Below are 12,702 nucleotides of genomic sequence, written 5' to 3'. Positions count from 1 at the left end.
GTGGCCTTGGGCGATGGTGATGCCCGCTCTACCTTCCAGACCTTCGCCCTGCCCAAGACCCCGCTGACCTACCTGTTGGACACCACGCAGACACCGCCACATTGGCCCCAAGTCAACGTGTGGGTGAACGGCATCGAATGGGCCCGCGTCGACAGCCTGTTCGGACGCGGCCCCAAGGAGCACGTCTACATCGTGCGCGAAGATGCCGAGGGCAAGAGCTGGGTGCAGTTTGGCGATGGCAAGACTGGCGCGCGCCTGCGCTCGGGCCGGGGCAACGTCATCGCCGTGTACCGCACGGGCGATGGCGCGCATGGCCCGCTGAAGGTGGATGCCAAACCCCAGGCTGACAAGAAGCCGGCCGGGCTGGACGCGATCTTCATGCTGGAGCCGGTCACCGGCGGCGCCCAACCCGAAACCGAAGACGGCGCCCGCATCGCCGCGCCCGGCACCATGCAAAGCCTGGGCCGCATCGTCAGCCTGGCCGATTACGAAGCCGAAGCCTTGTCCATCCCCGGCGTGCTCAAGGCCCGTGCCGCCTGGGTCAGCGTGGACGGCTCGCCGTTGGTTCGCGTGACCATCCTCACCGACAGCGCGCTGCAAGCCGATGCCCTGGCCGCCGCCGACGCCTTGCGCACAGCCGTTCGCACGCGTGGCGCGGGGCGCTGCCCACTGCTGGTGGTCCAGGGCGCACGCACTGAGGTCGCCTTGAAACTGGTCGTGGGTTATGAAGCCACCCGCCGAGCCGACGACGTCCGCGCCGCCATCCTGACGGCCCTGGGCGCCACGGGCGAAGAAGGCAACGGCATTGATTCATCGCGCGGCTTGTTCAGCTGGCAGCAACGCCAGTTTGGCGAAAGCGCGCATGGCTCGCAGGTGGTGGGCGCGGTGCAGAACGTGCCGGGCGTCGCCTGGGTGCGCTTGACCAAGATGGCCACGCAACGCTCCCTGCCCTGCGCTGGCGACCGATTGCTCTCATTGCCGTCCACGGCCTTGCAACTGCAACTCACCGCGGACAAGGAGGCCCAGCCATCATGAGCTCACCACGCCAGCCCCTGTTCGAGCGGCTCCCCGAGATCTACCGCATCCGCGACACCGAGCAAACGCCGCCTGGCCAACTGCAAGCCTTCCTGGGTGTCATTGAAGACGCGATGGCCGCGCTGCACGCCCGCACCGATGCGCAGTACCACGACCTGTTCGTCGAGCACTGCGACGACTGGGTGGTGGCCTACATCGCCGACCTGCTGGGCACCACCCGCTTGTCTGGCGACCCGTGGACCGTGCGTGCCGACGTGGCCCGCACCGTCTTCCATCGCCGCCGCAAAGGCACGCTGGGCGCGGTCGAATCACAAGTGTTCACGCTGTCCGGATGGGCCGCCCACGCGGTCGAGATGCGCGAACGCCTGGCGTGGAACCAACACCTCAACCACCAACGGCCCGATGCTGGCGGCACCCCCCCACTCAAGCTGCGCACCGACATGCGTTCGGCCGTGAGGGGTGGCACAGCGTCGCTGCGCGACCCTGCCCTGCTGTCCCTGGTCAATGGCGCTTTCGACCCGTTCGCCCGCGTGGTGGACGTCAAGCCCCCCACGCTCGGCATGTCGGGCTGGAACCTGCCCAACCTGGCGGTGCTGCTGTGGCGCCTGGAGGACTTCCAGGTGCCCTTGTCGCGCCCCATGTTCAGGCTGACTGCGCCGGTACCGCCCAGCCCTGGCTCGGCCGCCCTCGCGGTGCGATTTGACGTGCAGGCCCAGGGCGAACCCTGGCCGCTGTTCAACACGCACCGCTTCCACGCCGATGACGATCCGCCCCGCCTGGGCAGCGAAGACGAAGTACCCGGCCCCATGCCCACGGCACGGCTCACCGATGGCACGCCCGCCGGTCGCTCGGCCCAATACGTGTCCGTGCAAACCTACAGCGATCCGCACAACGCCCACCCGGGTCCCGATGCCGTCGGCCTGGTTCTGCACCTGCCCGCCACGCCCTTCCTGGGCCAAGCCTGGCAGATCCGGGGTGCCAACCTGTGCGCCTGGGAATCGGGTCTGGCCCCACCACTGCGCGCCTGGGAAGTGGTCATTGACCCGGAGCGCGGCCGCCTGGTCTTTGGCGTGCCCGATGCCAACCCGGCCACGCAAGCCACACCCTTGCGAGACGGCCTGCTGGTCTCGGCCACGCATGCCATGGCCGGCCCCACGGGCGCTCAGCCCGTCAAGCGATCAGCCCTGCCCGCCACCTGGCCCGCCGAGCAAACCTATGAGCTGAAGACCATCAACTGGTTCGACAACCCCTTGGCCTTGCAGAAGGCACTGGACGGTCTGCCCGCGCGCACCCGCCCACTGGTCATCGAGATCACCGACAGCCAGACCCATGTGCTGGACCTGAACGCCATCAACGGCATCGGCAATGACGCCGGCGTGCTGTCCTTGCGCCTGGCCCAGTCGCTGTGGATCCGCAGTGCCCCGGGTGAGCGCCCGGTGATTCGCCTGCGACAGCCCTTGCGCTTGCGGCCCACCCAGATCACCGGCCCCGGCGCCATCAACGCCGAGCAACTGGAAGTGACGCTGGAGGGTCTGTACCTCACCCGCGCTGCCGCGTTCCCAGCCGCCGACGCCTTGATCATGCAAGCCGCGCTTGGCCAGTTGAATGTGCTGGGCTGCACCCTCGACCCCGGCGGCGGCCAGGTCCTGGACGGCAGCGTGGCCGGCACACGTGCTGCCGTTCGCCAGGCCCTGCGCCTGGGCAACGACTACGGTCTCGTGTCGCCGGACCTCGATGCCTTCGATCAAGTGCCCGCCTTGACCATCCAGCGCAGCATCACCGGCCCGTTGGCCATCGACACCGGCTACCTGCTGACCTTGCGCGACAGCATCGTCGACGCGGGCAGTGGCATCGCAGCGGCCACGCCTTTCGCGCTGGCCATTGGCGCGGCCACTGGCAACCATGATCTGGAATGGGGCCCCGACCTCGTCATCCAGGGCGTCACCATCTTTGGCCGCACCCGCGTGCAAACCGCGCGTGGCGAGAGCGGCCTGTTCGTGCACCGCCTGGAAGTGCACGACAACCAGGACAGCCACACGGTGGAGATTGGCCTGCCTCAGCGCGGCAGTTGCCTCAAATTCTGCTGGTTCAGCGGCGAGCACGACCGCCTGCCGCAGCACTTTGCCTGCGTGTTTGGCCCGCGCGCCCGCCTGCGCTTCACCTCTGAATGGTTCGGCCAACCCGGCTATGCGCAACTGCGGCCCGACTGCGACCGCCACGTCCGCGAAGGCGGCAGCCAAGACGACGAGATGGGGGCCTTCGGCTACCTGCTCAACACGCACAAATGGAAAAACATCGGGATCCGACTACGTGAGTTCATGCCAGTTGGCGTGCGACCCGTGCTGATCCCGATCACTTGAGGAACACGATCATGAAGGGCGATTTTTCATTCCTGGCTTTTGACACGGGGCCGCATTACTCTGGGGTGCTGCACCAGCAAGGCCGCGTGCTGCTGGACCGCGACTGGAACGAGGCCGCCGCCATTGCCGCCACCTGGCGCTCCGCCGTGGGGCGCGACACTTTTGGCCCAGGCGTGCTGGCCGTGCCCTCGTCCAACACCAAGGCCTTCAAGGTCTTGAGTGCGAGCACCGACGGCACCTTGGTCAAGGTTGAACTGGACGCCGGGCAGGCCTGGGCCGATGGCCTGTCGATGACCCTGGACCTGCCGTCCACCTTCGTCGCCAGCTACTTTGCGGCGCCGTTCCAAATACCACAGGCCACGCCCGCCAGCATCGCCGATGGCCTGCGCGACCTGCTCGTGCTGGATGTGTGGGAAGACACCGTCAGCGGCTTTCAAGACCCGGTCAACCTGATCGAGCCTGCCTTGGGCGGCCCCGACACCACCGAGCGAACCCAGTCCTTCGCCAACCTCAAGCTGCTGCGCTTGGGCCCCAACGACGATTGCAGCGCTGCCGCTGGCTTGGCCGATGACTTCGGCGCCAAAGGCAAGCTCACCGTGTCGCCAGCGCCCGTGCTCACCATCACCGGCGACTGCCCGCTGGAAGCCGGTGGCGGCTACACCGGCCTGGAACACTACCTGTACCGCATCGAAGTGGCCGACCCCGATGCCGCCAGCCTGGCGCGCTTCAAGTGGTCGCAATGGAATGGCGCACTGGTGGGCCGCGGCTTGTACGCGGCGGCCGCGCCAGGCACCGGCACCGTGACCATCACCGCCAATGATCAGATGATCAACCATTGCGGGGTCACCGACTTCTATCTGGAAGCGCTGGCCTATGACGCCAGTCTGGGCAGTTGGCGCATCACCCTGACGGCCGACGCCACCTTGTCGCAAGACGGCATCCTGTCGCTCACCAATGTGCAAGGCCCCTGGCCCGCCGTCACGCCTGCCACCGGATTCTTCCGCCTGTGGAACGGCATCGAACTCGTCGCCGACTTCCCCGTGGGAGGCCCCAACCCGGTTGAGCTGAAAGACGGCCTCCGGCTTGAGTTCGACGCCGCCACGGCCAGCAACGCCAACTACCAAGCGGGCGATTATTGGACCTTTCCCGTGCGCGCCTCGGGCGCTGCGTTCGAGCCACCCGTGTGGCCCGCCAACGCACCGCCACAAGGCGTGCACCACCACCGCGTCGCCCTGGCCATCCTGAACTGGAACGCCGCGCCGCCCACCACCATCACCTGGGCCGCTGGCCAGATCGACGACTGCCGCCGCATCTTCCGCCCGCTCACCAACCAGAAGATCTGCTGCACCTACAACGTGGGCGATGGCCGCACCAGCCATGGCGATTTCGATTCCATCGAAGAAGCCCTGCAGCACCTGCCTGCCAGCGGCGGCGAGATCTGCCTGCTGCCCGGTCTGCACCAGACCAACGCCGTCATCGACGGCCGGCGCAATGTCAAGATCAAGGGCTGCGACACCAAGACCAAGGTGATCCCGCGCAAAGACGGCGCCAAGCTGCCCATCTTCACCATCCGCGACTCGGTCAACATCAGCCTGGAACACATGGACCTGGTGACTTTGGGCGGCACCGCCATCGTCATCAGCGCCAAGAAGGCCGGTGAGGTGGTGGACATCGAAGTGGCCCACAACCGCATCCTGGCCTGCACCAATGCCATCCGCGCCCGCAACGCGCGCGGCGCCAACATCCACCACAACCGCATCCGCATGCTGGACAAGCGTGGCAGCGACGTGGCCATCTACCTGGCCGGTGACGACGGCCTGATCGAGCGCAACGACATCCGCCTGGTGCCCGCCCTGCGCATGCCCCCCATCGACGTGCCCACCGAACCTGATCCGCTGGACCCCAACGACCCCTGCGCCAAGCTCGACATCGTCTACTTCAACCCTCGGCTGTTCATCAGCTATGTCAACGCCGTCTGGGAGATCCTGCTGATCCCGCTGACTTTGTTGACGCAGCCCTACCGAGCCTTGGGCGGGATCCAGCTGGGTGGCGGCAGCGAGCGCGTACGGGTGCTGGAGAACACTGTGGTCGGCGGGGCGGGCAATGGCGTGACCTTGGGCGCGTCCTTGCCTGCGCCCGAACCGGAGCCCGAACACGTTTTCACCCTGCCCCAAGAATCGGGCGTGATCGGCCTGGTGCTCGGCCCCGACGGCAAGCCTCGTGCCGGTGTGCAGATCACCTTGACCGACACCGCCACGGGTGACACCCTTGTGGAGGTGAGCGGAGCAGATGGCACTTTCCGCTTCGGCAGCAACCCCGCCACCTTCCGCGTGACCGAAGGCGAGCCGGGCTTGAGCATCGACAAGCTGGACCTTCAGCCCATCCCCGGGGCCCAGCGCTTCGACCTCACCATCACCTTGAAGGACGACGAGAAGCCCACGCGAGAAGACAGCGGCTTCCTCTACGACATCACCATCGAGCGCAACACCCTGACGGCCATGGGCCTGTCCGGCATCGGCGTGACCGCGGCCACGCAAGAGCCAAGCAAGCTGCGAAGCAGCGCCCTGGCAACGGCCCTGGGGCAACTGGGCACGCCCGTGGTGGGCCTGCGCATCCTGGGCAATCAGATCACCGGCTGCCTTTTGAACCTGTTCGACAACGCCTTGCGCAGCACGGCCACCAAGCAAGGCCTGGGCGGCATCTCGCTCGGCCTGTGCGAGGCACTGGCCATCGTCGACAACCAGATCGAAGACAACGGCGTGACCGGCGCCAACCCGGTGTGCGGCATCTTCGTCGCCTACGGTGAAGACGTGGAGATCACCCACAACCGCCTGGTCAACAACGGCCCCTTGAGCCCCGACATCACGACCGACTCACTGATCCCCGGGCACCGGGGCGGCATCGTGCTCAAGCTGGTCAGCAACTTCAACCTGCTGGATCGGCAGGCCATGGCGCAAGGCGAGGCCTTCAGCCAACGCCCGGCGGCGCGCATCCACGAAAACCTCGTCGATCAGCCCGTGGGCCTGGCCTTGTACGCGCTGGCCTTCGGGCCGGTGCAATGCAACGACAACGCATTTTCCAGCGAACTGTCTGGGCTCAGCGCCCAGGAGCGCATGGCCGGCACGGTTTTCCTCTTTGACCTGGGCGGGGTCAACAACGCTGGTGCCGGTGTGCAGCTTCAAAGGGAAGGCAGCTTGACGACGACCACCGGCTTGCATGCCGCGCCCGCCGCCATGCTCCCGCAACGCGATGCCGCCGTGGCCCGGCTGTTCCCGGCCGGCAATGTGATGTTCAACGACAACCAATCGCGCACCGGGCAAAGCAACACCAGCCTGTCCTGCCACCTCATCGCCTCGATGGACGACCTGGCTTACCAGAGCAACCAGTCATTCAGCCTGCGCAGCGGCAACCTGTTTGCCAACGGGCTGCTGATGGGCAACACCCTGCGCGCCACCAACAACCGCTTCAGCGAACGCGGCCCCGAAACACTGCTGTCGCTGTTCGCGTTGGGCGTGCGGCTGGTCAACGCCAGCTTCAACCAGGGCGACCACTGCATCGTGGCCAACGACATGAACCCGGCCATGGCCGAGGTCAAGGTCGGCAACCAGGTGCTCAACCCCAGCGCCCTGTGCGCGAGCCGCAGCACCACCTCCGGCATCCTCTTCAAACCTCATGGGTGACGTCATGGCCATCATCTCCAACACCGGACAAAAAACCTTCAAGAGCGATCTGCAGGGCGCCTTCGAGACCTTGCAGGATCAGCGCAGCGACCTGCTCGGCATGGTGCGCGACGCGCAACTGGCCTCTCGTCTGCTCGTCGTCGAAGAAGCCCACCGCTTGCGAACAGGCGTCAACCCTGACGACCCACGCGTGAAGCGCTACGCCAACGCCAGCACCAACATCCTGCAACGCGTGGCCGCGCTGGAGGTCGAGGTCCAGATCGCCAACATCCGCGTGCCCACCGTCACCAAGACAGAAACCTTGCTGCAAGGGCGCATCACTGACGAGGCATCGAAAGCGGCCGCGCACGTTCAGGTCACCTTGATCGACGAAGCGGGCGCGCCAGTGGCGGGCGTGGCGCCGGTTGAAACCGATGCCTCGGGCTATTACGCCTTCATCCTGCAACCCGCGCAGGTCGATGCCATCGGCGCCAACCAAAAGCTCACGTTGCAGCTTGGCCGCGACAGCGGTAAATTGGTGCCGATGGGCACCAAACCGTTCTCGCTGACCACCGGCCAGGTAGCTGCCCATGAAACACGACTTCAAGCTGGCGAGTTGGACCTGCTGAAATTAAGGCCGGCCTTCGGCGCGGTGGTCAAAACAGCGGACACACCGCCTGCTGAGGGCGTCAAACCCCCTCGCAAAACCAGCCAGCCCAAGCAGAACAGCAAGCCGAAGTAGCCTGAGCCACCGCCCATCAAGGAGAGCCGCCATGCCAGCCTCACCAGCAACACAAGTCGCACAAACCAGACGACTCGCCAAGCCAGGGGCCGCCATGCCCCGGCATGCGCCCTACCCCACTCGGCTCTCCTTGCCGGCAATGCAGCTTCAGCGCGCGACTTCGTCCTGCGCCTGTGACGGCGCCTGCCCCCGCTGTCAGGCCAAGTCAAACCTCACCATCGGTGCGCCCAACGATGCCCATGAGCAAGAGGCCGATCGCGTGGCCGATGCCGTGGTGAGCGGTGGTCAAGGCCCCGCCATTCAAGCCATCTCACCGGGCTTGCAGCCCAAGCTGTACCGCAAGGTTCTGAAACCCGATGAGATGTTCGACAGCGCGGGGGCCCCCGATTCGGCCCAAGCTGCGGCGTTCACGGAAGATGAGGACCCCGAATCGGCCAGCATCCAGCGCAAAGAAGCCGCTGACCACACCGGCGGCGAAACCGTCGTGTCGGCCGACTACGAGCAGTCGCTCCAGAGCGCCATCCAAGGCGGGGGCAGCGTCCTCCCGCCCTCAACACGCACCTTCATGGAAAGCCGATTCGGCCAGGACTTCTCGGGCGTGCGGGTTCACGATGGAACACAGGCAGACACCCTGTCGCAGCAAATCAACGCACGCGCCTTCACCGTGGGGCGGGACATCTTTTTTGGCCGATCCGAATACGCACCATCGTCACCCGAAGGGCAGCGCCTGCTCGCGCATGAACTCACCCACGTCGTCCAGCAGTCCAGCGGTCGCTTGTCGCGGCAGATCATGCGCACGCCGTGCAGCAGCTACCCGGGCTACAACGCTTCAATCGACCGGCTCACCTACAACTGCAGCGGTCTGGCCTTGCGAACCTACACATGGATCTCGCCGCCATCGGCGGTCAACGCGGCCATGTGGACGAACTTCATCAGCCCGATGTGCCCCGTGGGCAATTGCGGCCCCGGCCAGGTGAAATTCTGGCTGTGGCAATACGATCTGCACCTCGAAGACGACCTGGGCACCGTCCTCACGAACACCTCGCGAGACTTCCACATCGTCGGCGGCCGCACCGACGCCGCAGGCAACGACCCCTCCAATGTCTACAGCAAAAATGGAAGGCGCCCCATTCATGGTCCAGGCACCGGCCCCAGCTTTCAGCCCGCGAGCCGGGATCCAGCCCTTGATGACAATGACAACCCCGGCACCACAGCGGCAGGGCGCCCCATCTACAAGGTGCGCAGCAACATGAGCGAAGAGATCACATGCGCAGGATGCCGCTGACCTTTCCCCCAGGCGGCATTGAGTGCAGGACGGGCGACTACCTGATTGCCCCACAGTTCGGCCAGCATGTGGGTCAGGATTGGCACATTTTCCGAGTGGACGACATCCTCTCGGTCTCACGCCTGGTGGCGTTGAACACCGAGCCGATCACACTGATGGCCGAAGACACCCTGATCGACTCCATGACTCCGGCCTATTTTGGCGAGACATACCTGCTGCTCACGGCTTTCGATGCCGTGTTCGCCAACGAAGCCACTGCTCGGCAAGCCATCCTCGGCAACACCTTGATCGAACGAACGCGTGGGCTGCTTCGCAGCGCCAGTGACTTCCCCAAGGATGCGTGCCAGGTGGTTTCGCCATGCTAGCTTTGCCACTCAAGAAGTCGCCAGCGCCCGTTTCACCGGCACCGGGCGCACACCAGTCCACACCAACCGCAGGCCCCATGCCCGGTCGCATGCAGGGTGCTGCGTCATGCGCCTGCGGCGGTGGTTGCCAGCGCTGCCAATCCGCATCGCCATCCACCTTGCCGATCACCCAAAACGGCGGCCCCGTGATCGCCCGTGAACCCAAGTCCGGCGCCCCTACTGAAAAAGACCACCGCGATGCCGTCAAGGCGGCCATCGCCAACTTCACCAACGCGGCCAGCACCATCGGCAGCGCCCAGGCCAAAGTGAATGCCGCCTCTTTCGAGACCTCGATCAACAGCTGGTATGCCAAGGTGACCGACACCCAACAACTCATCAAGGACAAACTCAGCGACGACGTGCTGCTGGACCGAGACCTGCAAGCCTCATACATCAGCGCCATCCGCGCCCTGATGCCCAAGGCCGCCACGGCGCTCAGCACCACCGAAGACGCGCTGTACGGCGTCAACAGCGCCCGCATCCCCCTGTGGGCCTGGCAGTCTGAACACCGCCTTGAAACAAACATCTCGACGCCCCTGGACCAGGGGCAGCCCGTTGACCCCTTGAGCGGCGATGCAGGCTTCAGCACTGCCAGCGGCGCCAATGTGAAGATCCTGGGGGACATGGTGGATCCCAGCGTCAGCACACCGGTCACGCGCCTGCTGTTCCCAGTGGACATCCCCTTCACCACGGTGATCGCCGGCAAGTCGGAGACCATCGACGACTTCACCGCCCCGGCGAACCTGGCCACCATCCAGACGGCCTACCCACCAGGCATGCCCGGCTCGACCACCTCGGGCTATGGCCGCGGCACCACGGCCGAAGACATCGCTGGCGGCAAGGCCAACCCGCAGTCCACCACCTTGCGCTGGCATGAGGGCAACCACGGGTTGGATTACGTGGCCTACCTGAAGGCCCACCCTTTGCCCACCTTCAACGGCACCAAGGGCATGACGCGCAAGAAATTCACCGACGAAATCGCCACCTACAAAGTGGCCGTCAAGGCCTACGCGGCCAGCGCCGAGAAGGCATCGAACAAGCTCACCCATTGCGTGGGCACCACCATCGACACCTACAACCAGGCCAACCCGGTGCCTGGCACCAAAGTCAAACTCGAATGCACGCCTTGAGTTGTCGCGATGCCCTCTCAAAAATCTCAGTCTGTTCACGCCTCCAAAGCCGCCGCTTCAGACCGTCGCGCTGTGCCTGCTGAGTCTTCCTGGCGGTCGGCCCAGGCATTGCGCTCGCCATCAGGCTGTACCTGCGGCGGCGCTTGCCCACGTTGCCAGTCGGCGCAGACCGCACAAGGCATCCAGGCCGAGGCCGACCCCAAACTGGAGGACGCCGCCAAAAAAGCGGCTGACCACCCACTCGTGGGCGGCCTCCTCCGCGACATCTACAAAGACCTGCGCTACGGCACCGATTTCTCGGCCGATTAGCGCCAAAAGTTCAAACTCAAGGGCACCGAGTCGGCCTCTTATGGCGCCCTGTTCAGCGCGGCCATCCTGCCCAATGGGGGTTCTACGCCGGAACCCCAGAAAATTCCGTCACCCTAGATCCAGCCCTGCTACGAGCGCATCCAAGTCGATCAATTTGCCGTCGCTATTGAACGTGTAGTGCCCGTTAAGCAGGATGGGGTGATAAGCCCAAACCGGCGAAAATTTCAGACAACCGATAAATCGTTGGCCCTACGAAATTCATCAGTCGCCTGCGAATGACAACGATATAAACGTCGGGCATCGTCTGCCGTGGTCTTGGTGGGCAGTTTTCTCACTAACTTCTGCGTGCCGACACTTACCAATCTCCGACATGCCACTGGTGTAAGCGGCTACGGGAAAAACCAAGCTCCGCAACGCCAGTGTCAGCGCTTGTCCGAAGACCCGCCAACGAGGAAGGTGGCCGCGCCGACGGGCATGACCGACCACCTTGCTCGGGAATGCGCTGCCGCCTAGATGCCAATCCGTCGCGGCGCCAGCGCGCAAGCAGCCTTATCTCCGTGACGTCGCCTCCACAATCCAAGCCGATGGTGATGCCATGCGTCTGAGGTTTGGCATGTGATCCTGTTAGTAGCTTCAGGCTCGTTAACGATGCTTGGACTGCCACCCAACCTGCACTAGAAACCACGTGATGGCTGCAATTGGCAACCCACGGCGACTCGAATAGCCCCACTTTCCCCCGCAGTTTTGGACAAGGCCTGCTCGAAACTTCACTGACTGCCTATACTTGACTAGATTACTCAAGTATCCATTACGACTAGAGGGTTTCCACTGTGACCGATCCGAAGTGGATAACGCTATGCCACCAGTCGGAAACGAATTGAACGAATCCAAAGGCATTTTGTGAGTGTCTTCAGGGGTTTCCGGCGGGCGCATTTTCAAACAAGGAGTTCAACAAATGACCATGACACTGACTGAGCGGGCTGCAACGCAGATCCGGCGCCAGCTCGACAAACGCGGGTCGGGCATCGCACTGCGCATCGGCATCAAGAAGGTGGGTTGCACCGGTTTGGCCCACACATTCGAGCTTGCCGATGAGATGCGACCTGGCGAACATAGCTTCGAGTCGCACGGCGCACGCATCCTGGTCAATCCCGAGAGCCTAGTGGTTCTTGATGGCTCCCACATCGACTTTGTCACCGAAGGCCTCACACAGCGCTTCAAGTTCGACAACCCCAATGTCGACAACGAGTGCGGTTGCGGTGAGAGCTTCAATGTGAAGAAGCCACAGACAGCCGCCGCGGTAGATACGGACGACCGCCAGCCAAAGGAAACGTTATGAGTACCGTGCTGCAGCAACTCGTCAACCAGCCCTACAAGCACGGCTTCGTCACCAACATCGAATCCGATGTCGCGCCTAAGGGGCTCAGCGAAGACACCATCCGCATGATTTCGGCAAAGAAGAACGAGCCCACGTGGCTGCTCGACTTCCGACTCCATGCCTACCGAGCCTGGCTGCTGATGGCCGAGCCGACCTGGCCCAACGTGCATTACCCGAAGATCGACTTCCAGGCCATCAGCTACTACGCCGCACCCAAACAAAAGCCCAAGCTCAGCAACATGGACGAGGTAGACCCCGAGTTGCTGCGCACCTTCGAAAAGCTCGGCGTGCCACTGCACGAGCGCATGGCGCTGGCCGGCGTGGCGGTCGACGTGATCTTTGACAGCGTGTCGGTGGCCACCTCCTACAAGGCCAAGCTGGCCGAGGTCGGCATCATTTT

Annotated in this window: 9 protein-coding genes and 1 pseudogene; all 10 read left to right on the top strand. The window is 64.5% G+C overall.

Annotated features, from left to right (window positions below; genetic code table 11):
- On the top strand, positions 1 to 1,035 hold a 1,035-nt coding region (locus H7225_RS13815; protein WP_290662770.1), incomplete at its 5' end, for a hypothetical protein.
- A complete protein-coding gene (locus H7225_RS13810; RefSeq protein WP_290662768.1) occupies positions 1,032 to 3,395 on the top strand; it encodes a hypothetical protein in 2,364 nt (787 codons plus the stop codon). The genes H7225_RS13815 and H7225_RS13810, both read left to right, overlap by 4 nt.
- Positions 3,396 to 3,406: 11 nt before the next feature.
- Entirely contained in the window at positions 3,407 to 7,075 is a 3,669-nt protein-coding gene (locus tag H7225_RS13805) for a DUF6519 domain-containing protein (RefSeq protein ID WP_290662766.1), read from the top strand.
- Positions 7,076 to 7,079: 4 nt separating this feature from the next.
- Positions 7,080 to 7,796, top strand: a complete 717-nt coding sequence (locus H7225_RS13800; RefSeq protein ID WP_290662764.1) for a carboxypeptidase-like regulatory domain-containing protein — start codon at positions 7,080 to 7,082, stop codon at positions 7,794 to 7,796.
- 31 nt (positions 7,797 to 7,827) lie between these two features.
- On the top strand, positions 7,828 to 9,081 hold the full coding sequence (locus tag H7225_RS13795; protein ID WP_290662762.1) for a DUF4157 domain-containing protein: 1,254 nt from the start codon (positions 7,828 to 7,830) through the stop codon (positions 9,079 to 9,081).
- The gene (locus tag H7225_RS13790; RefSeq protein ID WP_290662760.1) at positions 9,063 to 9,446 is read left to right on the top strand and encodes a hypothetical protein; all 384 of its coding nucleotides are present in this window, start codon (positions 9,063 to 9,065) and stop codon (positions 9,444 to 9,446) included. The genes H7225_RS13795 and H7225_RS13790 overlap by 19 nt, the downstream gene beginning before the upstream one ends.
- Before the next feature lie 158 nt (positions 9,447 to 9,604).
- Positions 9,605 to 10,615: a hypothetical protein gene (locus H7225_RS13785; RefSeq protein WP_290662758.1), complete on the top strand. Its 1,011-nt coding sequence runs from the start codon at positions 9,605 to 9,607 to the stop codon at positions 10,613 to 10,615.
- A gap of 9 nt (positions 10,616 to 10,624) precedes the next feature.
- A complete protein-coding gene (locus H7225_RS13780) occupies positions 10,625 to 10,924 on the top strand; it encodes a hypothetical protein (RefSeq protein WP_290662756.1) in 300 nt (99 codons plus the stop codon).
- Between the two features lie 955 nt (positions 10,925 to 11,879).
- Positions 11,880 to 12,263: an iron-sulfur cluster assembly accessory protein gene (locus H7225_RS13775; RefSeq protein WP_290662754.1), complete on the top strand. Its 384-nt coding sequence runs from the start codon at positions 11,880 to 11,882 to the stop codon at positions 12,261 to 12,263.
- Positions 12,260 to 12,702 (top strand): annotated as a pseudogene (locus H7225_RS13770) (Fe-S cluster assembly protein SufB); the annotation flags it as partial. The gene H7225_RS13775 and the pseudogene H7225_RS13770, both read left to right, overlap by 4 nt.

It is taken from the genome of Aquabacterium sp. (assembly GCF_014378415.1).
Lineage (GTDB): Bacteria > Pseudomonadota > Gammaproteobacteria > Burkholderiales > Burkholderiaceae_C > Aquabacterium.
The sequence above is the reverse complement of the archived record's forward strand: the minus strand, read 5'-3'. Positions and strand labels throughout refer to the sequence as shown.